At 71.4% G+C, this 20,917-nt stretch carries 19 protein-coding genes; 8 read left to right on the top strand and 11 right to left on the bottom strand.

The annotated features are described in order from the left end of the window. Nucleotides 1–8: 8 nt before the first annotated feature. A complete protein-coding gene (locus P2F65_RS00740; protein ID WP_275803192.1) occupies nucleotides 9–1,049 on the bottom strand; it encodes an NAD(P)-dependent alcohol dehydrogenase in 1,041 nt (346 codons plus the stop codon). Nucleotides 1,050–1,184: 135 nt separating this feature from the next. On the opposite strand from P2F65_RS00740, the gene P2F65_RS00735 reads away from it, so the two are divergent. Then, a complete protein-coding gene (locus tag P2F65_RS00735; RefSeq protein ID WP_275803191.1) occupies nucleotides 1,185–1,922 on the top strand; it encodes a TetR/AcrR family transcriptional regulator in 738 nt (245 codons plus the stop codon). A gap of 34 nt (nucleotides 1,923–1,956) precedes the next feature. Here P2F65_RS00735 and helR read toward each other — a convergent pair whose 3' ends face one another. From helR to P2F65_RS00720, 3 genes are all read right to left on the bottom strand, one after another. Then, nucleotides 1,957–4,119 carry an RNA polymerase recycling motor ATPase HelR gene (helR, locus tag P2F65_RS00730; RefSeq protein ID WP_275803190.1) on the bottom strand — a complete coding sequence of 721 codons (2,163 nt, stop codon included), beginning with the start codon at nucleotides 4,117–4,119 and terminating at the stop codon, nucleotides 1,957–1,959. A gap of 152 nt (nucleotides 4,120–4,271) precedes the next feature. Further along, nucleotides 4,272–4,940 carry a hypothetical protein gene (locus tag P2F65_RS00725; RefSeq protein ID WP_275803189.1) on the bottom strand — a complete coding sequence of 223 codons (669 nt, stop codon included), beginning with the start codon at nucleotides 4,938–4,940 and terminating at the stop codon, nucleotides 4,272–4,274. A gap of 143 nt (nucleotides 4,941–5,083) precedes the next feature. Next, nucleotides 5,084–6,349 (bottom strand): serine hydrolase domain-containing protein, encoded by a 1,266-nt coding sequence (locus P2F65_RS00720; protein WP_275803188.1) that lies wholly within the window; start codon nucleotides 6,347–6,349, stop codon nucleotides 5,084–5,086. Nucleotides 6,350–6,597: 248 nt separating this feature from the next. Between P2F65_RS00720 and P2F65_RS00715 the strand changes: the two genes are divergently transcribed. The 5 genes from P2F65_RS00715 (at nucleotide 6,598) to P2F65_RS00695 (ending at nucleotide 9,544) form a co-directional block, all read left to right on the top strand. After that, complete coding sequence (locus P2F65_RS00715; protein ID WP_275803187.1) at nucleotides 6,598–7,797, top strand: NAD(P)/FAD-dependent oxidoreductase; 1,200 nt, start codon at nucleotides 6,598–6,600, stop codon at nucleotides 7,795–7,797. 89 nt (nucleotides 7,798–7,886) lie between these two features. Continuing rightward, a complete protein-coding gene (locus P2F65_RS00710) occupies nucleotides 7,887–8,192 on the top strand; it encodes a hypothetical protein (RefSeq protein WP_275803186.1) in 306 nt (101 codons plus the stop codon). 28 nt (nucleotides 8,193–8,220) lie between these two features. Next, the gene (locus P2F65_RS00705) at nucleotides 8,221–8,670 is read left to right on the top strand and encodes a helix-turn-helix transcriptional regulator (RefSeq protein WP_275803185.1); all 450 of its coding nucleotides are present in this window, start codon (nucleotides 8,221–8,223) and stop codon (nucleotides 8,668–8,670) included. A gap of 5 nt (nucleotides 8,671–8,675) precedes the next feature. Beyond that, on the top strand, nucleotides 8,676–9,086 hold the full coding sequence (locus P2F65_RS00700) for a VOC family protein (RefSeq protein WP_275803184.1): 411 nt from the start codon (nucleotides 8,676–8,678) through the stop codon (nucleotides 9,084–9,086). A 5-nt stretch (nucleotides 9,087–9,091) separates the two neighbouring features. Next, nucleotides 9,092–9,544, top strand: coding sequence for a pyridoxamine 5'-phosphate oxidase family protein (locus P2F65_RS00695; RefSeq protein ID WP_275803183.1), 453 nt, complete (start codon nucleotides 9,092–9,094; stop codon nucleotides 9,542–9,544). Nucleotides 9,545–9,556: 12 nt separating this feature from the next. On the opposite strand, the gene P2F65_RS00690 is transcribed toward P2F65_RS00695, so the two are convergent. Next, a complete protein-coding gene (locus P2F65_RS00690) occupies nucleotides 9,557–12,076 on the bottom strand; it encodes a DUF4153 domain-containing protein (RefSeq protein ID WP_275803182.1) in 2,520 nt (839 codons plus the stop codon). Beyond that, nucleotides 12,073–12,777 (bottom strand): response regulator transcription factor, encoded by a 705-nt coding sequence (locus tag P2F65_RS00685; protein WP_275803181.1) that lies wholly within the window; start codon nucleotides 12,775–12,777, stop codon nucleotides 12,073–12,075. The genes P2F65_RS00690 and P2F65_RS00685 overlap by 4 nt, the downstream gene beginning before the upstream one ends. A 107-nt stretch (nucleotides 12,778–12,884) precedes the next feature. Between P2F65_RS00685 and P2F65_RS00680 the strand changes: the two genes are divergently transcribed. After that, nucleotides 12,885–13,895 carry an aldo/keto reductase family protein gene (locus tag P2F65_RS00680; RefSeq protein ID WP_275803180.1) on the top strand — a complete coding sequence of 337 codons (1,011 nt, stop codon included), beginning with the start codon at nucleotides 12,885–12,887 and terminating at the stop codon, nucleotides 13,893–13,895. Between the two features lie 68 nt (nucleotides 13,896–13,963). On the opposite strand, the gene katG is transcribed toward P2F65_RS00680, so the two are convergent. The 3 genes from katG to P2F65_RS00665 all read right to left on the bottom strand — a co-directional run bounded on the left by katG (nucleotide 13,964) and on the right by P2F65_RS00665 (nucleotide 17,080). Continuing rightward, nucleotides 13,964–16,150: a catalase/peroxidase HPI gene (katG, locus tag P2F65_RS00675; RefSeq protein ID WP_275803179.1), complete on the bottom strand. Its 2,187-nt coding sequence runs from the start codon at nucleotides 16,148–16,150 to the stop codon at nucleotides 13,964–13,966. A 49-nt stretch (nucleotides 16,151–16,199) separates the two neighbouring features. Then, complete coding sequence (locus P2F65_RS00670) at nucleotides 16,200–16,652, bottom strand: Fur family transcriptional regulator (RefSeq protein WP_275803178.1); 453 nt, start codon at nucleotides 16,650–16,652, stop codon at nucleotides 16,200–16,202. Nucleotides 16,653–16,717: 65 nt separating this feature from the next. Beyond that, a complete protein-coding gene (locus tag P2F65_RS00665) occupies nucleotides 16,718–17,080 on the bottom strand; it encodes a cupin domain-containing protein (RefSeq protein ID WP_275803176.1) in 363 nt (120 codons plus the stop codon). A 205-nt stretch (nucleotides 17,081–17,285) separates the two neighbouring features. Here P2F65_RS00665 and P2F65_RS00660 point away from each other — a divergent pair, with 205 nt between their 5' ends. Then, nucleotides 17,286–17,774: a DUF1269 domain-containing protein gene (locus P2F65_RS00660; protein ID WP_275803174.1), complete on the top strand. Its 489-nt coding sequence runs from the start codon at nucleotides 17,286–17,288 to the stop codon at nucleotides 17,772–17,774. 36 nt (nucleotides 17,775–17,810) lie between these two features. Here P2F65_RS00660 and P2F65_RS00655 read toward each other — a convergent pair whose 3' ends face one another. Then, nucleotides 17,811–19,394 (bottom strand): Hsp70 family protein, encoded by a 1,584-nt coding sequence (locus tag P2F65_RS00655; RefSeq protein ID WP_275803172.1) that lies wholly within the window; start codon nucleotides 19,392–19,394, stop codon nucleotides 17,811–17,813. A gap of 87 nt (nucleotides 19,395–19,481) precedes the next feature. Further along, nucleotides 19,482–20,846, bottom strand: coding sequence for an MFS transporter (locus P2F65_RS00650; RefSeq protein WP_275803169.1), 1,365 nt, complete (start codon nucleotides 20,844–20,846; stop codon nucleotides 19,482–19,484). Nucleotides 20,847–20,917 lie beyond the last annotated feature (71 nt).

Here is a 20,917-nt window from a genome sequence, read left to right as displayed (position 1 = left end):
CGCAGCGGCTACGGCGTGCTCAAGGTGATGGCGACCTTTCCCCGGACCTCGCCGGCCTCGAGGTGGCGCATGGCGTCCGGCACCCGCTCCAGCGGGAAGGTGCGGTCGATGCTGGGTGTGACCTTGCCGGACTCGATGAGCTCGGTGAGCCGCTCGAGGTCGCTGGCGCGCTCCTTGCTGGCCAGCATGGTCAGCCGCTGCGAGACGAAGGGGGAGAGCAGCGGCGCCCGCAGCGAGCGGCCGAAACCCCCGGTCCACCTGCCACCTTCCTCGCCACCGACGATGACCAGCGTCCCGGTGCGCGTGAGGGTGCGACGAAGGCGCGACAGGGGAGTGTTCCCTGCGATGTCGAGGACCAGGTCGTAGTGGTGGGCACCGTCGGTGAAGTCCTCACGGGTGTAGTCGACGACGTGGTCGGCTCCGAGGGCCCTCACCAGGTCGAGCTTGCCGGTGCTGCACACGGCCGTGACTTCGGCACCGAGCGCCTTGGCGAGCTGCACGGCATAGCCGCCGACCCCACCCGAGGCGCCGATGACCAGCACCTGCTGGCCCGGCTCGACTCGGCCGGAGTCGGTCAGCGCCTGAAGGGCAGTGCCTGCGGAGATCGGAACGACCGCCGCCTGCTCGAAGGACAGGTTCGCGGGCTTGCGAGCGAGCTTGTCCTCGCGGGCCGCGGCATACTCCGCGAACGACCCTCGGCTCATCCCGAAGACCTCGTCGCCCACCGCGAACCTCGTGACCGCCGAACCCACGGCGACAACCGTGCCCGCGACGTCGATACCGGCCACGCCGTTCTTGGGACGACGGAACCCGAAGCCGATCACGCGCATCAGGTAGGGGCGGCCGGTCATCACGTGCCAGGTGCCCCGGTCCAGCCCGGCCGCGTGCACCCGCACGAGCACCTCGTTGTCGGCGAGCTCGGGGCGGGGGACCCGCTCGAGCCGAAGGACGTCCACGGTGCCGTAGCCGTCCTGGGCGATGGCCCGCATCTCGTGCTCCGAGGCCGCGGGCTGCTGGGTGAGAGCGGACTCCCTCGTGGTCTTGGCCATGTCTTTCCGATCTGTGGTCTGGCCCCGAGCACCGCCGGCGGGCGGTCCCCGGGCCGCTTTGGTACTTTGTACGAACGACGGTACCGTACAAAGTAAGACCCGCCTAGGGATCGACCTGGACCGATGGGAAAGTGGATGGCTGACACCGAAGGCGGGGGCGGACCGAACCGGCCCCGGCTGAGCAGGGACCTGGTGCTCCGTGGTGCCCTGGCGATCGCGGACAAGGGCGGTCTCGGCGCTTTGACCATCCGTTCACTCGCCCACGAGCTCGGCGTGAAACCGATGTCGGTGTACTACCACGTAGCCAACAAGGAGGAGATCCTCGACGGGCTCGTCGACATCGTCTTCAGCGAGATCGAGCTGCCGTCCAGCGGCGGCGACTGGCGCTCGGAGATGCGCCGACGCGCACACTCCGCACGCAGCGTGCTGCGGAGCCACCGCTGGGCGATCGGGCTGCTGGAGTCGCGTCCCACCCCCGGTCCGGCGACGCTGCGGCACCACGACGCGGTGCTCGGCGCCCTGCGCGCGGCAGGCTTCTCGCGCGAGATGACCGCCCACGCGTATGCGCTCATCGACAGCTACACCTACGGCTTCGCGCTCCAGGAGGCCAGCCTCCCGTTCGAGGCCACTGAAGCGGTCACCACGGATGTGGCCGGCCCGATCGTGGAACAGTTCGCCACGGACGAGTACCCACACATGGCCGACATGGTCAGCGAGTACTACCTGCGACCGGGGTACACCTTCGGCGACGAGTTCGACGTCGGGCTGGGGCTGATCCTCGACGCCCTCGACGCGGCGCTGCAGGCCAGCGCGGCGACGCGCCCACCGCGTGACCCGCTGCCGGAGACGACCACGAGAAGCGCTGTGTCGTAACGGGTTTGGCCTCCCTTACCGCTCCTTCTCGCGGTCAGGGGCTGGTGAGGATGACGAGCTGCTGGGTTGCCCGGGTCATCGCCACGTAGCGGTCGACGGCTCCTTCGACACCCGTGCCGAACGCCTCCGGGTCGATGAGGACGACCAGGTCGAACTCGAGCCCCTTCGCCAGCTCTGGCGTCAGCCACCGGACCCGGGAGGTCACGGGAACCCTGCCGGCATGGACGTCACCGGTGCCGATGACACAGGCGATGCCCTCGACGTGCGCATCGAGCCACGCGTCGAGGATCGTGCCCAGCTCCACCGTGGATCCGTGGGTGACGGGCACGCTGGCGCTGCGGACGGAGGTCGGCACGTTGGCGTCCGGGAGGGCGGCCCGGATGACCGGTTCGGCCGCCGCCATGACCTCTTCCGGCGTGCGGTAGTTGATGTTCAGGGAAGCCAGGTTCACGCGGTCGAACCCGACCCGCCCGAGCCGTTCCTGCCACGACTCCGTGAACCCGTGCCGGGCCTGGGCGCGGTCTCCGACGATGGTGAATGAGCGGGACGGGCAGCGGCCCAGCAGCATCTGCCACTCGGCGTCGGTCAGCTCCTGGGCCTCGTCCACGATCACGTGCGCGAACGGTCCGGCGAGCTGGTCGGGGTCGGCGCCGGGCTCTGCGGCCTCGTCGACCAGCGCACTCCGCAGGTCCTGCCCGCGCAGCATCGACATGACGTGCATCTCGGAGTCGTCGGTCGCGATGAGGTGCTCGACGACCTTCGCCATCTCCTCTCGTTCGGCGGCGAGGACCGCCTCGCGACGCCGCTTGCGCCGAGAGGCCGCCGGGTCGCCGAGTCGCTGGCGTGCCGCATCGAGCAGAGGCAGGTCGGACACCGTCCACGCACTGGCGTCGGGGCGTTGGAGCCGGCGGACCTCCTCGAGGCCCAGCGCCGGAGCGCACCTGCGCAGGTATGCGGGCACCGACCACAGGTCACCGACGAGGTCGGTCGCCTCGAGCAGCGGCCAGGCGCGGTTCAGGGTCGAGCGCAGCTCGCGGTTCTGCTCCAGCGACCTGCGGACCAGCACGGGCGAGGCCTCGTCGTCGTGCCGGTCCACGATGATCGTGAGCAGCTCCTCCCAGATCGCGTCGCGGGCCTCGTTGTGCGGTGTGCCGGGTGCCGGGGCGTCGAACGCTGTGGCCCAGTCGTCCGGGCTGAGCCAGATCTCGTCCCACGGGGTCGTCACCGACATGCCCTCGGTGGGCGGTTCCTCGTAGAGGGCGACGGCCGGCTCGATCGCCCGGACGAGGGTGACGGAGGCCTTGAGACGGGCCACGTCCGGGTCGGGCTCGGGCGCCGCCTCGGCTCCCTCGGGGACGAGGTCGCGCAGGGTGCAGGTCTGCACGCCCTCCTCACCGAGGCTGGGGAGGACGTCTCCGACGTAGGAGAGGTAGGGCTGGTGCGGTCCGACGAACAGCACGCCGCCACGGCGGTGCCCGAGGCGCGGGTCGGAGTAGAGGAGGTATGCCGTCCGGTGCAGGGCGACGACGGTCTTGCCCGTGCCCGGACCGCCGTCGACGACGAGGGCCCCGCGCGAGCCCGCACGGATGATGGCGTCCTGGTCGGCGGCGATGGTGCCGAGCACGTCCCGCATGCGCGCAGACCGGGTGGCGCCGAGGCTGGCGATGAAGGCGGACTGGTCGTCGAGCGCGGTTGCGTGGCCCTCGAACGCCTCCGCCGTGAAGACCTCGTCCCAGTAGTCGGTGACCCTGCCGCTGGTCCAGCGGTACCGGCGCCGGCTGGTCAGCCCCATCGGGTTGGCGTGGGTCGCCGCGAAGAACGGCTCGGCCGCGGGCGAGCGCCAGTCGACCAGCAGCTGGCGCCCCGTGCGGTCGGTGAGGCCGAACCGTCCGACGTAGACCGGCGCGGGTTCGTCTCCGATCACCATGTGCCCGAGGCACAGGTCCAGGCCGAAGCGTCGCAGGGCGCGCAGGCGTGCGGTCAGGCGATGGACCTCCAGGTCTCGCTCCAGCACCTCCTGACCCGCTCGGGCGGGCGAGACGCGCTCGGCGTCGAGGCGTTCGGAGAGCTCGGCGACCGTCTGCTCGAGGCTCGCAGCAATTGCCGCGAAGTGCTGCTCGTCGTCGGCGATCAGCGTCGGGTCGGCCTTTGCGGCCAGGTGCTCCGGAAGGTCGAACGCGTGGGTGGTCAAGGGCATTGTGCGATTCCCATCACTGGTGCTGGCCTCGGCCGGCGATTCTGCGGCACGACCCGGGTCTTGCCGCAAGGCCCCCTGTGCCCTATACGTTGAGAGTGGAGGGATGGGTGACCTCCCACCCGTCAGACTCCGGGGGCTCTGGGGGTTCGGCGTCAGTGCTGCCCCCGCTTCCGGTCGTCCTCGGTCACGCGCGCCGTGCGGCCGACCACGGTGACCTCCACGTCGGTGCCGTCCCGGCGGGTCAGGTCCACCTCGTAGAAGGGTCCCGTCGGTGCGTCCTGCACCTCGACCGAGTCGAGACTGGCGCGGGTCGCCTTGACGGCCAACGCAACAGCCTCGGGCAGTGTCAGTCGCAGGGCGGCCCGGTGCTGGGGCTTCGCACCGTCGGAGTCACGGTCCTGCCCGGTCACCCGCGCTGTGCGGCCGACCACGGTGACCTCCACGTCGGTGCCGTCCCGGCGGGTCACGTCGACCTCGTAGAAGGGTCCCGTCGGAGCGTCCTGCACCTCGACCTTGTCCACGCGGCCGTCGCCCCGTTGGACGGCCAGCGCGACGACCTGCGCCAGGGTCAGCGGCCGCACCCCCGAAGGTGCGGACGTCGTCGTGGTCGAGGGGCGTGCCGGTGTCGGCGGAGGCGTCGTCGACGTGGCTGCTGCGCGATGGCCGACCCCGACCGGGGGTTCGGGGGCGTTCACGTGCTGACGGGGGACGTCGCTCGCGGCACGAGTGGCGAGGGCCGCTGAGCCACCCGCGGCCAACGCGGCTGTGCTCGCGAGCGCGAGACCGAGCAGGGCGGACCGGCGACGAGGAGTCAGGGTCATGGCGATTCCGTTCGTGTCGAGGGCTTTGGTGGTGGCCTGCTCACCACTGTGGTTCCTCGACAGGGCAACGGGGCACCACCCCTAGGTGGGCCAGATGCCCACCTCTCAGGGGTCTCTCCCGGAGAGGTGGGCGCGCTCTCGTGTCAGTTGCGCGACCCCAGGTCAGCGGCGACCGGCGCCGCCGCGCCCGGCGCGCCCGCCGCCTGAGGCGTCGTGGTGGCCGCTTCCGGGACAGGCTTGCCGAACATCGTGCAGACGGCCTGCAGGACCAGCTCGTCGAACTTCTTCGCGATGGCCTCGTTGGGCTCGGTCGACATCACCAGGACAGCGCTGCGAGTGCCGGAGCGGTTGTGGTACGAGATGGTGATGTAGCCCGGGATGCCGCCGGTGTGGCCCCAGATCGTCCCGCAGGGCGTGTCGACCGTGAGGATGCCCAAGCCGTACCCGGCCCCGGCGAAGACGCTGACGGTGGTGGTCATCTCGCGGAGCAGGGAGCGGGGCAGCAGGTCACCGGACAGCAGCGCCTGGTAGAACGTCCTGAGGTCCTTGGTGTTGGACACGAGGGCACCAGCGGCCCAGGCCCACGTCGGCGTCCAGCCCGACGTGTCGAGGTAGCCGGCGGAGTAGAGACCCGGCGGCGTGTACCCGTGGGCGTACGGGCCCCGGAAGCGTGGCGCGTTCGCGAAGTACGTGTCCTCGAGGTGCAACGGCCTGGTCACCCGCCGTTTGACCAGGTCTGCGACAGAGGTGTCGGAAGCCTTCTCGATCACGAGGCCCAGCAGGATGTAGCCGGTGTTGCTGTACGACCAGCTCGTGCCCGGCCGGAACATCGGTTTGTTCTCGAGGGCGAGGTCGATGAGCTCGCGTGGTGTCCACGCGCGGTACGGGTCCGCGAAGGCCTTGGCGAAGAAGTCGGGGTCGTCGGTGTAGTTGAAGATCCCGCTGGTGTGGTTGAGGAGCATGCGCAGGGTGATCGCGGAACCGCCGGGCACCACCCCCGGCAGCCAGTCGTCGATGGAGTCCTCGAGGTCGAGCTTGCCCTCACGCGAGAGCTGGAGCGCGATCACGGCGATCGCGGTCTTGGTGATGCTGCCGACTCGTGCCTGGTCCTGGGGGTGGAGCCGGCGTTCCGGGTCGAGGCGGGCGCGGCCGACGGCGAGGCGGGTGATGTCGTCGCCGTCGTCCACCAGGGCGTTGACGCCCGTGGCCCCTGCGTCGATGACGGCTTGCATTGCCTCTCGCAGAGCCGCTCTCGAGTCGTCCTCGTCGGCGCGGGCAGCGGCGGGAGCTGCCGCGGTCACAACGCGGACTGGGGGAGATGCCGTGGCCGGCGCGGAGGGGATGAGCAGGGCAAGGGCGGCAGCACTGGCCGCGGCCAAGGCGGCGAGGCGGCGTGGTGTGGCAGTCATGTGGGGAACCTCGTTCGCTTGGCAGGACCGGTGCCGCCCCCTCTTCTCCACACTGTCCTCCGGCGGGCATCGCCGCACCAGACCTGAATCGGTGAGCGGTCCGCGCCAGCCGACCGGGGGCGGGGTCGTCTGGTGGCAGCCGGCCTGCCCTGCGGGGAGCGTGTCGCGGGGCACGTGGAGGAGGTTGACGAACGCGCGCCCCGGGCATTGCATGGACGGTGACGCACCTGCAACCCCTGGGACCAGTCATGGCCGACGGAACATACGACGTGGTGGTCGCCGGCGGCGGGCTCGCAGGGTCGGCGCTGGGAGGTGTGCTGGCGCGGTCCGGTCTCGGTGTCCTCGTGGTCGAGAAGGAGGGACGCTTCCGCGACCGCATCCGGGGTGAGCTCACCTTTCCCTGGGGACACTCCGAGGCCCTGCGCGCGGGACTGGGCGAACCCCTGGAGCAGGTCGGCGTCGTGCCGTTGCCCGTGCTCGACTTCTACCAGGACGGACGGCGCACGGACTCGCTGTGCTGGGAGACGGTCTCGATCGACGCCCTGCCCGCCGTGGGGTTCTCCCACCCGCGACTGCAGGAGGTGGTGCTGACCTGGTCCGAGTCGCAGGGCGCGACCGTGCTGCGGTCGGCGAAGGTCGTCGGGGTCCATGACGGCGACAGCCCCACGGTGTCCGTCGTCAGCGACGGACGCGCCGTGGACATCCGGGCGAGGCTGGTCGTCGGTGCCGACGGGAAGAGGTCGGGCGCCCGGCGGTGGTTGGGGGCGGACACCGTGACCGACCCTGAGCACCATTGGTTCGGCGGCCTCCTCGTGTCGGGCGCGCGCTGGGACGACAGCATCGCGTGGGCCACCACACCGGCCGGGGCAGTGGCGTGGTTCACCAACGGTGCCGACTCGTGCCGCCTCTACGTCCGGCTCACGGCCGAGCAGGTTCGCGCGAAGGGGGTTGGACACGATGCCGACGCGTTCCTGTCGTTCGCCGCGACGTTCATGCCGGAGGGAACGCTGGAGGGCGCGCATGCGGCGGGCCCGGTGGGCTTCTTCCCGAACAGCTGCACCTGGTCGAGCCGGATCGCGCTCGGGCACCTGGTGCTGGTGGGAGACGCGGCGGGGGCGGTGGACCCCACCCAGGGACTCGGCACGTCCCTGCTGTTCCGGGACGTCCGCGCCTTGAGCGAACTGCTCCTGGCGGACGGGGACTGGGTTCGGGCGACGACCGAGTACGAGCGGCAACGGCAGGCGTACTACGACGTGCTGCGTGCCTACGACCGGTGGTGCGCGCTCCTGGAGGCGGAAGTGGGGCCTGAGGCCGACCGGCGGCGGGAGCGCAACGCCGCCGCCCGTGAGACGGATCCCACACTCGGCGGGTTCGCCACCATCGAGGCCCGCGGGCCGGACGGGCTCGTCCCGGACGAGACGGCGCGCCGGGTCTACTTCGGCGAGTAGGCCGGCCGCAGGAGTGGCTTACGCCAACCTGCCCTTGACACGACCTCAGGACGGCGAGTCCATGGGAGGACCGAGAGAAGGAGCTGACGATGTACGGCTACACGATGCGGGTCGCGCAGGACATCGGCACGTACCGGGCCATGCACCAGGCGGTGGTGGACCTCATGGGTGACAACCGCGACGGGCTGATCCTCCACGTGGCCGCACCGTCCGCCAACGGCTTCGAGGTGACCGAGGTGTGGCACTCGAAGGACCTCCTGGACGCGTTCAACCGTGACATCCTGCCCGCCGCCATTCAGAGAGCCGGGGTGACGATGGACCCGGCGGACGTGCAGGTCACCGAGTTCGACCCGGTGGTGGTCATCACGCCGGGCGCCTACAGCTCCGACACCTAGGAGCACCGGCTGTGGGACGATGCGGCACGTGGGCACCAGAACGGCCGAGTCGCAGCGACTGCGTGACCTCGCGCTGCTTCGCCGGGTCCGCGACCGCATCGACCGGGAGTACGCGCAGCCGCTGGACGTCGAGGCGCTGGCCCGAGGCGTGAACCTCTCGGCCGGGCACCTCAGCCGCCAGTTCCGGTCCGCCTACGGGGAGTCGCCGTACTCCTACCTGATGACCCGGCGCATCGAGCGCGCGATGGCGCTCCTGCGCCGGGGCGACCTCACCGTCACCGAGGTGTGCTTCGCCGTCGGCTGTGCCTCGCTGGGCACCTTCAGCACCCGGTTCACCGAGCTGGTGGGCATGCCGCCCAGCACCTACCGGGCCCTGGCCGCCGGTGGAGCGGCCGCGATGCCGGCGTGTGTGGCAAAGCAGGTCACCCGACCGGTCAGGAATCGAGAAGCGCCGATGCCCCTCTCGCACCTAGCGTGAGAACCATGGACATCACCATCAGCTCGGCCTTCCTGCCGCACGATGACCCGGATGCCTCGCTCGCCTTCTACCGTGACGCACTCGGCTTCGAGGTCCGGGGCGACGTCGGCAGGGGCGCGATGCGGTGGATCACCGTCGGTCCGGTCGGCCAGCCCGCAACGAGCATCGTGCTGTACCCGCCGGGGGCCGACCCGGGCGTCACCGAGGCGGAGCGCCGAACCATCGCCGAGATGATGGCCAAGGGCACCTACGGCATGATCGTGCTGGCGACCAGGGACCTCGACGGAACGTTCGAGAAGCTGCAGGCCGGTGACGCCGAGGTGGTCCAGGAACCCACGGAGCAGCCCTACGGCATCCGCGACTGTGCCTTCCGCGACCCGGCCGGGAACATGGTCCGCATCAATGAGGTGCGCTGACGGTGGTGAGCGCCCCCGCGCGTGACCGAGCGACCCGCAAGGCCGACACGCTGGCGATGCTGGCGACACCCGCGATCGACGTGTGGGTCGCCACGGCGTCTGCCGCGGGCACCCCGCACCTCGTCCCGCTGTCGCTGGCCTGGGTGGGGGAGCGGGTGGTGGTCGCGGTCGAGGCGACGTCGGTCACCGCACGCAACCTGACCACCTCCGGCACGGCTCGCCTCGCGGTCGGGCCGACGCGCGACGTGGTCGCGATCGACGTCGTGCTCGAGAGGTCGGTCGACGTCGTGGCCGACGACCCCGTCGGCGAGGCCTACGCGACGCAGGCCGACTGGGACCCACGGACGAGCCAGGGCTACGTCTTCCTGGTGCTGCGGCCGACCCGCGTGCAGGCCTGGCGCGAGGCCAACGAGATCGCCGGCCGCACCCTCATGCGCGACGGCACCTGGCTGGTGTGACGCGTCCTGGTCTCACCTGGGGCTGGAGGGGCAGGGCGTGGTCGTGTCGCCCGCGCCTGTCGGGGGCCGGTCCGCCATCAGGTCCCTCGTCCGTTCGCGGGACAGGTTCCACTCGAGCCAGTCGTCGTCACCCAGCGGCTCGAGGCCGCGGGTGGCACAGGTGAACTGCTCGTCGGGAAGGTCGACCAGGGCCGGGTAGGCGTCCGCCGAAAGGTCGCCCAGGTACTCCCAGTCGATGCCGACGGGGGAGTCCTCACGGGCGATGTTGTGCTCCGCGACGTAGAGGTCGGGGTTGAGCAGGGCCAGCCCGAGCAGCCCGGCCGCTCCCAGCCGGACCGCGACCGGGACCAGCCAGCCGCTGCCGCCGACGACCCCTGCGACGATGACGAGCAGGACGACGACCCCCAGCCAGCCCTCGAAGACGGACACCAGCAGGCGCAGCCGGGTGAAGCCGTACGCCTCCTCGTACAGGTGCATCCGGTAGAGCGCCGAGACGACGACCACGAGCGTCATCGCGCACAGTGCCCCCAGCGCCAGGTCGCGTCGGCGCCCGGACGAGGCCTTGCGCGCTGCCCACGCCACGACGGTGAGCGTGAGGATCGTCGCGACGGTGAGCTGGCCGAAGCCCTCGTGCACGTACTCGGCGTAGGTGAGGCCAGTGGTCCGCTGCAGGTAGTCGTGGCCGCCGAACAGGACGGTCGCCTGCGCGACGAGGAACGCCAGAAAGACCGCGTCCACGACCAGCACCGGGGCCAGCCACTCGAACTCGTTGCGGCTGACGGGCGACGGCAGCCGGAGGCGCTCGACGGCGGGTGGGGCGAGGGCCACGAAGGCCGCCGCCAGGGTGCCTGCGCCGATGAAGGCGGCGAGGATGACGCGCGCCGGCAGGTCGTTCCAGGTGATGTCGGGCGTGACGGCGTCCACCCAGGACGCGAACAGGGCGTCGGCAGAGGCGAACAGGGCGCCGAAGACCAGGAGCAGCACGGCCGAGATGAGGGCGGTGCGGGCCGCCGGCAGCCAGGCCTGGACGCTGCCGTGAGGCTTGAGCGTGCGACGGAGCCAGGGGAGCCCGCGCAGTGCTGCCAGCGGCACGGCGACCGCGGTCCCGACCAGGGCGAGGACTGAGGAGGCCTGGGTGGAGCTCGCCGCCGTCAACGCCAGAGCGGCGAGGAGGCACAACATGGTGATCCACTCCGCGTCGCGGACGAACAGCGGCACGAGCAGCAGCCCCACCAGGGCGGCGTCGACGGCTTGCACGCGGGTCCAGCGACGTCGGGCGGTGCGCGTCGTCGCGGCGACGAAGACCGTGCCGGCCACGACGCCGAACACCAGGGCAGTCCCCAGGCCGAGGTCGCGATCGGGCAGGACGGTGGCTGCGAGCGCACCGGCGGCTGCGGCCGCGGCGACGATGCCGGGGCGGCGGCGGGGGGCGTCGGGCCAGTACGCGGCCAGACCGGCGTGGGGTGGCCCGACCGGGGTCTCGGGGGCCGGGGCCGGTGGGGTGAACGTGCTCACGACGGGCTCCTTTCGCGTGGTCGGCTGGTGCGCCTCGGCCGGCAGCCTCACCTCGATGCGGCAGCCGCGGTCGGTGTCGGCGACGGCGATGCTGCCGCCGTGCAGCTGGGCGACCCAGCGGGAGATGGCCAGGCCGAGACCGGTGCCGCTGTTCTGGGCGGAGCTCGTCGTGAACCGCTCGAAGACCGCGTTGCGGTCGGACGCGGCGATGCCCGGCCCCTGGTCGGAGACGGAGAGCAGCACCTCGTCATCGTGGCGAGCGGCGCTGATCGTCACCTCCCCACCGGTCGGGCTGTGGCGGGCGGCGTTGTCGAGGAGGTTGGCGAGCAGCTGGTGCAGCCGGTCGGGGTCTGCCTCCACCGTGAGGGTGTGGGGCCTGACGTCGACCACGTAGTGCACGCCATCGGTGCGCGCCTGCGCGATGGCGTCGTCGAAGATGTCGGCGAGCCGAATCTCCTTGACCCGCAGCGGTGTCACGCCCTCCTCGACGCGGGAGAGGTCGAGCAGGTCGCCCACCAGCCGCCCCAGCCGCTCGGTCTGGGCGAGGGCGGTGCGCAGCTCCGCGGGTCCCGGGCTCGACACCCCGTCGACGAGGTTCTCCAACACCGCCTGCAGCGCGGAGATGGGGGTGCGCAGCTCGTGCGACACGTTGGCCACCAGGTCGCGCCGGTGCCGGTCCACCATCTCCAGCGTTGCCGCCGTCCGGTTGAAGGCCCGGGCGAGCTCGCCGACCTCGTCGCGCGAGGAGGTGTGCACCCGCTGCGAGTAGTCACCCTGCGCCATCCGCTGCGCGGCGACCGTCATCTCGCGCAGGGGTGCCGTCATGCCCTTCGCCAGCACCTGGGTCACGACCAGTGCCGCCGCGACGGCGACCGGCACGGTGGCCCACGGCGAGACGCCGAGCCGGGTGCCGATGACCGCCAGCACGGAGGCGACCACGATCGTGACGGCGACCAGCAGACCGAGCTTCGTCCTGATGGAGCTGACCCGGTCGAGGGGGCGCACGTCGTACCTCATGACCGGCGCTCCGCGGCATACCCGGTCTCCAGCGCGTAGCCGACACCGTGGACGGTGCGCACCCGGTCTGCACCGATCTTGCGCCGCAACGACTTCACGTGGCTGTCCACGGTGCGGGTGCCGGAGGCGTCAGCCCAGCCCCAGACCTGCGCCAGGAGCAGCTCCCGTGTGAGCACCGTCCCCGGCCGGGCGGCGAGGCAGGACAGCAGGTCGAACTCGGTCGGCGTGAGGTGCACCTCGTCGGTGTCCGACCACACCCTGCGCGACGGGCCGTCGATGCGCAGGCCGCCCACCCGGACGTCGGGGGCCGTGACGGTCACGGAGCGGGCGCGCTCGACGCGGCGGAGCAGCGCCCGGATGCGCGCGACCAGCTCCCGCATGGAGAACGGCTTGGTCATGTAGTCGTCCGCGCCCACGCCGAGCCCGACGAGGATATCGATCTCGTCGTCGCGGGCGGTGAGCATGAGCACGGGCACCGGATGGTCCGCCTGGAGGCGCCGGCACACCTCGTGCCCGTCGAGGCCGGGAAGCATGACGTCGAGCACCACCAGCTCGGGGTCCCACGCGGCAGCACGCTCGAGGGCGACGAGGCCGTCGTGCACCTGGTCGACCTCGAAGCCCTCGGCCTCCAGGCGGGCGGCGACGGCCTCGGCGATGGTGCGCTCGTCCTCGACGACCAGGACACGGGGCTTGTGGCTCACCCTTGGAGCGTAGGAGAGAGCCGGGGAGGGAGCGGCGCAGATGGTGTGAAGGTTCTGTGCAGATCTCGCAGAGCGCGCCCTCGGGCGCCGGGCCCTACGGTGGCGGGATGGAGTTCAGGTACCTCGGACAGAGCGGCCTCAAGATCTCGGAGATCACCTACGGGAACTGGCTCACCCACGGCTCCCAGGTGGAGAACGACACCGCCACCCAGTGCGTGAGAGCCGCGCTCGACGCGGGCATCTCGACCTTCGACACCGCGGACGCGTACGCCAACACGGCAGCCGAGACGGTGCTCGGCGAGGCGCTGAAGGGGGAGCGCCGGGAGTCGCTCGAGATCTTCACCAAGGTCTACTGGCCCACCGGGCCCAAGGGCAAGAACGACACCGGGCTGTCGCGAAAGCACATCATGGAGTCGGTCAACGGCTCCCTCCAGCGCCTGCAGACCGACTACGTCGACCTCTACCAGGCCCACCGCTTCGACACGGAGACGCCGCTGGAGGAGACCATGCAGGCGTTCGCCGACATCGTCCGGCTGGGCAAGGCGCTCTACATCGGCGTCAGCGAGTGGACGGCCGACCAGATCCGCGCCGGTGTCGAGCTCAGCCGACAGCTCGGCTTCCAGCTCGTCTCGAACCAGCCGCAGTACTCGATGCTGTGGCGCGTGATCGAGGGCGAGGTCGTCCCGGCGTCGAAGGAGCTCGGCGTGTCGCAGATCGTCTGGTCACCCATCGGGCAGGGCGTGCTCACGGGCAAGTACCGTCCCGGCGAGCAGCCGCCGGAGGGGTCCCGCGCCACCGACGAGAAGGGCGGCGCGGACATGATCTCCCGGTTCATGCGCGACGACGTCCTGACTGGGGTGCAGCAGCTGCAGCCGGTCGCCGACGAGCTGGGGCTCTCGATGGCCCAGCTGGCTGTCGCATGGGTGCTGCAGAACGAAAACGTGGCCTCGGCGATCATCGGTGCGTCGCGTCCGGAGCAGGTCAGCGAGAACGTCAAGGCCGCCGGGGTGACCATTCCCGACGAGCTCATGGCGAGGATCGACGACGCCCTCGGAGACGTCGTCGAGCGCGACCCGGGCCGGACCGCGGAGAACGCGCCCGCCCGGCGTCCGGTCTGAGGAGAACGCGAGGGCCCCGGTCACCTCAGGGGTGACCGGGGCCCTTGCGCGTCAGGGCAGGTCGGACCTCAGCGCAGGTCGAACCGGTCGAGGTTCATGACCTTGACCCACGCCGCGACGAAGTCCTTGACGAACTTCTCCTTGGTGTCGTCCTCGGCGTAGACCTCGGCGATCGCCCGCAGCTGCGAGTTCGAGCCGAAGACGAGGTCGACGGCCGTGGCCGTGCGGGTGACCTCGCCGGTGGTGCGGTCGCGGCCCTCGTAGACGTTCTCGGAGTGGGTCGAGACCTTCCACTCCGTGCCCATGTCGAGCAGGTTCACGAAGAAGTCGGTGCTCAGCACGCCGGGGCGGTCGGTGAAGACCCCGTGCTGTGCCCCACCGTGGTTCGTGCCGAGCGCCCTCATGCCGCCGACGAGGACGGTCATCTCGGGGGCGGTGAGGGAGAGCAGGTTCGCCCGGTCGAGCAGCAGCGTCTCGGGCGGCAGCTTCTCGCCGGCCCGGAGGTAGTTGCGGAACCCGTCGGCCCGCGGCTCCATCACCGAGAACGACTGCACGTCGGTCTGCTCCTGCGTGGCGTCCGTGCGTCCGGGGGCGAACGGCACCTCGACCTCCACGCCGGCGGCCCTGGCGGCCTGCTCGACCGCGGCGGAGCCACCGAGCACGATCAGGTCTGCCAGCGAGACCCGCTTGCCGCCGGTCTGCGCGCCGTTGAACTCCTGCTGGAGCTGCTCGAGGCGCTCGATGACCGGTGCTGTGCCGGCGTTGACCTCCCAGTCCTTCTGCGGTGCCAGGCGGATCCGCGCGCCGTTGGCTCCGCCCCGCTTGTCGGTGTCGCGGTAGCTGGCGGCAGCGGCCCACGCGGTGGAGACGAGGTCGGAGGGGGAGATGCCGGAGTCGAGGATGGTGCGCTTGAGGGCCGCGATGTCCTCGGCCCCGACGAGCTCGTGGTCGACCGGCGGCACCGGGTCCTGCCAGAGCTGCGGCTCGGGCACCCACGGGCCGAGGTAGCGGGAGACCGGGCCCATGTCGCGGTGGAGCAGCTTGTACCAGGCCTTGGCGAAGGCCAGCGCGAACTCGTCCGGGTTCTCGTGGAACCGGCGCGAGATCCTCTCGTACTCCGGGTCGAGCCGGAGCGCGAGGTCGGTGGTGAGCATCGTCGGACGGTGCTTCTTCTCCGGGTCGAAGGCGTCGGGCACGGTGGCCTCGGCCTCCTTGGCGACCCACTGGTGCGCACCCGCCGGGCTCTTGACGAGCTCGTAGTCGTGGCGGAAGAGGTTCTCGAAGAAGCCCATGCCCCAACGGGTGGGCGTGTTCGACCACGTCACCTCGAGGCCGCTGGTGATCGTGTCGGCGCCCTTGCCGGAGCGGTAGGTGCTGTGCCAGCCGAGGCCCTGCTCCTCCAGCGGAGCGGCCTCCGGCTCGGGGCCCACGTTGTCGGCAGGGCCGGCGCCGTGGGTCTTGCCGAACGAGTGGCCACCGGCGATGAGGGCGACGGTCTCCTCGTCGTTCATCGCCATCCGGCGGAAGGTCTCGCGGATGTCGCGAGCCGCTGCGATCGGGTCGGGGTTGCCGTTGGGGCCCTCGGGGTTGACGTAGATCAGGCCCATCTGCACCGCGCCCAGCGGGCCGGACAGCTCTCGGTCGCCGCTGTAGCGCTCGTCGCCGAGCCAGGTGTCCTCGGGGCCCCAGAAGATCTCCTCGGGCTCCCAGATGTCCTCACGGCCGAAGCCGAAGCCGAAGGTCTTGAAGCCCATCGACTCCAGGGCGACGTTGCCCGCGAGCACCAGGAGGTCGGCCCAGGAGATCTTCTGGCCGTACTTCTTCTTGACCGGCCAGAGCAGTCGGCGGGCCTTGTCGAGGTTGGCGTTGTCGGGCCAGCTGTTGAGAGGGGCGAAGCGCTGGGAGCCGTCACCGGCGCCACCACGGCCGTCCTCGATGCGGTAGGTGCCGGCAGCGTGCCAGCTGAGCCGGATGAACAGGCCTCCGTAGTGGCCGAAGTCGGCCGGCCACCAGTCCTGCGAGGTGGTCATCACGTCGATGAGGTCCTGCTTCAGGGCCTCGACGTCGAGGCCCTGGAACGCCTCGGCGTAGTCGAAGCCCCCACCCAGGGGGTTGGCGTAGGAGGAGTGCTGGTGGAGCACCTGGAGGTTGAGCTGGTTCGGCCACCAGTCCCTGTTGCTGTGCGGCCGCCGATCCGTCTTCGGTTCGGGGGCGGGGATTACCGGGTTCTCGCTCTCGCTGCCGTGTTCGACCACGTGAGTCCATCTCCTTCATTGTGGGGTGGGGGCTTGGTTGGTGGCGCGGTCAGCGTGTGGCGGTTGCTGTCGCGCACTCGGGGCACAGGCCCCAGTAGGTGACCTCGGCCTCGTCGATGGCGAAGCCGTGGTCGCCCGAGGCGGTGAGGCAGGGGGTGTCGCCGACGGCGCAGTCGACGTCGGCGATGGTGCCGCACACGCGGCATACGACGTGGTGGTGGTTGTCGCCCACGCGCGCCTCATAGCGGGCGACGGACCCGGCCGGCTGGATGCGGCGCACCAGTCCCGCCGCGGACAGGGCGCGCAGCACGTCGTAGACGGCCTGGTGGGAGACTCCGGGCAGCTCCTCGCGCACGGCGCCGATGATGGAGTCGGTGTCGGCGTGCGGGTGCTCGCGCACGGCGGCGAGCACGGCCAGGCGAGGGCGGGTCACACGGAGGTCTGCGCCGCGCAGCATGCGCTCGAGGTCCGTGGTGGTGGGCACGCCTGGAGTCTGCTGCATTTACTGGAATGAATCAAGAACTCAGACGGGTATGCCGCGGGGCTCGGCGCGGGGACGGGTGCCGGCTACGCCGGCCGGGCGTAGGAGGGTGATGCGCCGAAGTCGACCACGACACAAGGCTCGTCGCCCACGACCCACGCGTCATGGCCCGGCTCGGCCCGGACGACCTCGTTGGGTCCGGCCTCGCCCTCGGTGCCGTCGTTCATGCGCAGGTGCATCCGGCCCGAGAGGACGTAGAGCAGGTGGGGCGACTGGCAGCTGTCGGTGCCCGCCAGCGGGCGGACGTGCTCCGACCAGCGCCACCCCGGCTCGAAGCGTCCTTTCAGGACGGTGCTGCCGGCCAGCGTGACGACCTCTGCCGCACCCTTGTCCGTGAAGGGGCGCACCTCCTCCGGAGAGTCGAAGCTCCTCGACTCGAGTCCTCCCATGACAGCCTCCTCGATCGCCTCTGACTCGAACCTAGGCCCGCCGGGCCGGGCAGCCGATGGCTCGTCGGGACCACATTTCCCGGGCCGGGGCCAGCCCTCTCCGGCTGGCCTAGGTTCGACAAAACCCCTGCTCGTCCTACCCGGCCGGGGTAGCCTCGGCGGCAGGGGTGAGGGGCCTGCACCAACCGAACGTGAGGAGTGCCCCATGACCGCTTTCACCGTGTGGAAGTTCGAGTCGCCCGACGGCGCGGAGCGGGCCGCCCACGTGCTCGCCGATGCCGCCTCCGAGGGCATGGTCAAGATCCTCGACCACGCCGTGGTGTCGTGGCCGGAAGGGCAGTCACGGCCCACCACGCGGCACAGCCACGACGACGCGGTCCGCGGCTCGGGCTGGGGAGCCTTCTGGGGCGTGCTGGTCGGCGCGCTCTTCTTCGTGCCCGTGGTCGGCGGCGTCGTGGGTGCAGCGATCGGCGCGCTGAGCAAGGCCACCGAGGGCACGGGCATCACCAAGGACCAGCTGGAGACGATCCGCACCGAGGTGACCGAAGGGACCTCTGCCCTCTTCGTGGTCACCGACGAGGGCGACCTCGACCGGCTGGGCGACCGGTTCCGCGGGGTGTCCAAGAAGCTGGTCGCGACGAACCTCACCGACGCCGAGCGCGCCGTCCTGCTCGAGACCTTCGGCGGCCGCTGAGCGAGCCCCGGTGGGCCGTCGGCTCCCTTGCCGGGGTCACGTGGACAGGACGTGTTCCTGCCGGTAGCCGGTGCTCAGGTCGGTGATGACGACCGAGATGATGCCGGCAGGGTCGACCGTGTAGCGCTCCTCGACGATGGGCCCGGACCACCGCACGATGGGTGTGCCGCGCAGCGCCTGCGCGGCATACGTCGGCTCCGACGGTGAGCCGGGGTGTTGCCGCTGGAGGTCCGGGTCGAAGGGGAAGACGATCTCGGCCACCGGCGCGAGGTCGCCGCGGGGCTCGCCCTGGTCGTCCACCGACGAGTACTCCACGAAACGGAACCAGCCGATGTTGTGTGCCGCCTGGTAACGGCGGGTGACGACAACCGGTTCGGCTGACGACGGCGCACCGACCACCTCGGTGGTGAGCAGAGACCTGTCGAGCACGGGGTCGAACGAGACCGCGGCCCCGCCCTCCCGCTCGCGGAACACCCCGAAGCCGCGGGAGAGCCTGTCGCGCAGCGAGAACCCGGCGGCGCTGTCGGCGGCGATCGCCAGGCCCACGGCTGTCGACGCGCTCGGCATCGGCGCCCGGTGGACGCGGCGGCCGAACCTGGCTCGCAGCAGGCGTGGAACGAGGGGCAGCGCACTCGCCCCACCGACGATGTAGATGCCGGCGACACCCTCGAGCTCGTCGCCCCCGTCCGCAGCAGAGCCCAGGGCTCGCACCAGGGGCTCGATCGCATCCGTGGTCGCTTCGACGAGAGGCGTTGCGGCGTCGAAGAAATCGTCGACCCCGACGGTGACGACCTGCGTCTCACCACCGGCCGTCGGCACCTCGAGGTTGATCCGGCGCGACTGCGGGGTGATGCGCTCCTTGGCGTCGCGGCACTCGTCCAGGAGGTCCGACCGCTGGGCCTCGGTGAGATCGTCGCGCGCGCGACCCGCAGCCGTCAGGGCCACCCCCGCGAGGGCCTCGTCGAAGTCCTCACCGCCGAGCCGGTTCACGCCGAAGGAGTCGAGCACCTCGTGCGCCGTGCCGTCGAGCTGCACCAGGGAGGCGTCGAACGTCCCACCGCCGAGGTCGTAGACGATGACGAGGTTGCGCCGCGACGAGATGGACCGGGCCTGGCGGTGGGCGAACTCGAAGCTCGCCGCGGAGGGCTCGTTGACCATGCCGGCGACGTGGAACCCCGCGCGCCGGCAGGCCTCCAGCGTCAGGAAGCGCTGGGCGCTGTTGGCCTGGGCGGGCACGCCCAACACGGTCCGGGTGGCCGCGCTGTCGAGCAGGCCCTCGGCGGTCGACGCCGTTCGCAGGGCGTCCTGCAGTGACTGGAAGAAGCCGGTGAGCACGTCGAGCAGCAGCACGTCCCGGTGGCCGACCCGCAGCACCGTGTCGGGAGTGACGCTCGACTCGGCGAGCACGCGCTTGAACGAGCGCACGAAGGGGGCGCCGCGACGGGCCGCCTCGAGCGCCGCGAAGCCGTAGACGAGCGCACCGTCGTCGTCGGCGACAACGGTGGGGAAGTGGTCGTGGGCGTCGCCGTGCTCGTCGAGGAACGCGACCACGGGATAGTTGCCCCGGTCGGAGAGGGCGACGACGGTGTGCGTGGTGCCGAAATCGAGGCCCAGGTCCATGCCCCAAGGCTAGGGCGAGCGGAGCCCAGCCCGTCGCGCGGCCCGCGGCCAGCGCCGGGCAGGAGCGGCGGTCGGCTGGCGGCCCGGTCAGGCCGCGGTCTCGAGCGTCTCGCCGCGGCGCTCCGGCAGGCCCCACGCCCCGGCGGCCGCGAGCACGAAGAACGCGGCGAAGCAGGCAAACACCACGGCGCTGCCGCCGAGGCCCAGCAGCGGGGGCACCGACAGCGGCGCGAGGATCGAGGCGATTCGGCCGAAGCCGGCGGCCGCTCCCGAGCCACTCGCGCGCAGGGCCGTGGGGTAGGCCTCGGGGGTGGCGGCGTACAGCGCCCCCCAGGCGCCGAGGTTGAAGAAGGACAGCGCCATGCCGCCCGCCAGGACCATCGCCTCGGTGTCGGCCATCCCGAACGCCACCGCCGAGACCGCCGAGGCCAGCAGGAACAGCGAGAGTGTGACGCGACGTCCCCAGAGCTCGACCAGCACGGCGGAGAGGGCGTAACCGGGCAGCTGGGCCAGGGTGATGACGAGGGTGAAGCCGAAGGAGCGGACGAGGTCCATCCCGGAGGCGACGAGCAGGGTGGGCAACCAGATGAAGGCCCCGTAGTAGGAGAAGTTCACCCCGAACCACACCACCCACAGCGCAGCGGTGGTGCGTCGCCGCTCCGGGCGCCAGAGCTCGGCCAGACCGGCACGCTGCGTTCGGGTCGTGTCGAGCGGCCCGGTCGGGCTGGGGCCGGCGGGACGCACCTCGGTCGGTGCCGCGACTCCTGCGGCTGCCTCGAACCGGCGCACCGCGGTCTCGGCCTCGTCGTGCCGCCCTTGCTGCTCGAGGAAACGCACCGACTCCGGCAGCGCGAAGCGGACGACCGCGGCGTAGACCGCTGGCGCGGCGCCGATGGCCAGGGCCCAGCGCCACCCCGAGTCCGAACCGGGCACGACGAGATAGCCGATCAGCGCGGCCAGCGTCCACCCCACGGCCCAGAACGCCTCGAGGGCCACGACCACCCGACCGCGTATCCGGGCGGGGGCGAACTCGCTGACGAGCGTGGCCGCCACCGGCAGCTCGGCCCCGAGCCCCAGGCCGACGAGGAACCGGAACGCCATGAGGGCGCCCACCGACCACGACAGCGCCGAGAGGCCGGTGGCGGTGCCGTAGACGAGCAGCGTGAGGGCGAACACCTGCCGGCGGCCGATCCGGTCGGCCAGCAGGCCGCCGACGCTCGCCCCGACGGCCATGCCGATGAACCCCACCGACGCGATCCACGACAGGGTTCCGGCGCCCAGTCCCCACTGCTTGGCGAGGGCCGCCATGACGAAGCTGATCAGCCCGACGTCCATGGCATCGAGGGCCCATCCCAGGCCCGAGCCGACGACCAGCCGCCGGTGCTCCCGCGTGAAGGGGAGGCGGTCCAGTCGCTCGGAGCGGGTGGTGCGGACGTCGGTCGGAAGGGGCATGCGCACTGTCTACGGCAGCCTGCCGCCACCGGCAACGCGGACAACCGGGAACAACTCCGACAGCAGATGAC

The organism is Knoellia sp. p5-6-4 (genome assembly GCF_029222705.1).
In the GTDB taxonomy this organism is placed as follows: domain Bacteria; phylum Actinomycetota; class Actinomycetes; order Actinomycetales; family Dermatophilaceae; genus Pedococcus_A.
Note: the sequence above shows the minus strand (reverse complement) of the source record. Positions and strands in the feature narration are given on the sequence as shown.

What these genes read in the sequence shown, in the direction of transcription:
- P2F65_RS00740 (WP_275803192.1), bottom strand. Translation starts at nt 1,049, where the DNA reads ATGGCCAAGACCACGAGGGAGTCCGCTCTCACCCAGCAGCCCGCGGCC.
- P2F65_RS00735 (WP_275803191.1), top strand. Translation starts at nt 1,185, where the DNA reads ATGGCTGACACCGAAGGCGGGGGCGGACCGAACCGGCCCCGGCTGAGC.
- helR (WP_275803190.1), bottom strand. Translation starts at nt 4,119, where the DNA reads ATGCCCTTGACCACCCACGCGTTCGACCTTCCGGAGCACCTGGCCGCA.
- P2F65_RS00725 (WP_275803189.1), bottom strand. Translation starts at nt 4,940, where the DNA reads ATGACCCTGACTCCTCGTCGCCGGTCCGCCCTGCTCGGTCTCGCGCTC.
- P2F65_RS00720 (WP_275803188.1), bottom strand. Translation starts at nt 6,349, where the DNA reads ATGACTGCCACACCACGCCGCCTCGCCGCCTTGGCCGCGGCCAGTGCT.
- P2F65_RS00715 (WP_275803187.1), top strand. Translation starts at nt 6,598, where the DNA reads ATGGCCGACGGAACATACGACGTGGTGGTCGCCGGCGGCGGGCTCGCA.
- P2F65_RS00710 (WP_275803186.1), top strand. Translation starts at nt 7,887, where the DNA reads ATGTACGGCTACACGATGCGGGTCGCGCAGGACATCGGCACGTACCGG.
- P2F65_RS00700 (WP_275803184.1), top strand. Translation starts at nt 8,676, where the DNA reads ATGGACATCACCATCAGCTCGGCCTTCCTGCCGCACGATGACCCGGAT.
- P2F65_RS00690 (WP_275803182.1), bottom strand. Translation starts at nt 12,076, where the DNA reads ATGAGGTACGACGTGCGCCCCCTCGACCGGGTCAGCTCCATCAGGACG.
- P2F65_RS00680 (WP_275803180.1), top strand. Translation starts at nt 12,885, where the DNA reads ATGGAGTTCAGGTACCTCGGACAGAGCGGCCTCAAGATCTCGGAGATC.
- P2F65_RS00670 (WP_275803178.1), bottom strand. Translation starts at nt 16,652, where the DNA reads ATGCAGCAGACTCCAGGCGTGCCCACCACCACGGACCTCGAGCGCATG.
- P2F65_RS00665 (WP_275803176.1), bottom strand. Translation starts at nt 17,080, where the DNA reads ATGGGAGGACTCGAGTCGAGGAGCTTCGACTCTCCGGAGGAGGTGCGC.
- P2F65_RS00660 (WP_275803174.1), top strand. Translation starts at nt 17,286, where the DNA reads ATGACCGCTTTCACCGTGTGGAAGTTCGAGTCGCCCGACGGCGCGGAG.
- P2F65_RS00655 (WP_275803172.1), bottom strand. Translation starts at nt 19,394, where the DNA reads ATGGACCTGGGCCTCGATTTCGGCACCACGCACACCGTCGTCGCCCTC.
- P2F65_RS00650 (WP_275803169.1), bottom strand. Translation starts at nt 20,846, where the DNA reads ATGCCCCTTCCGACCGACGTCCGCACCACCCGCTCCGAGCGACTGGAC.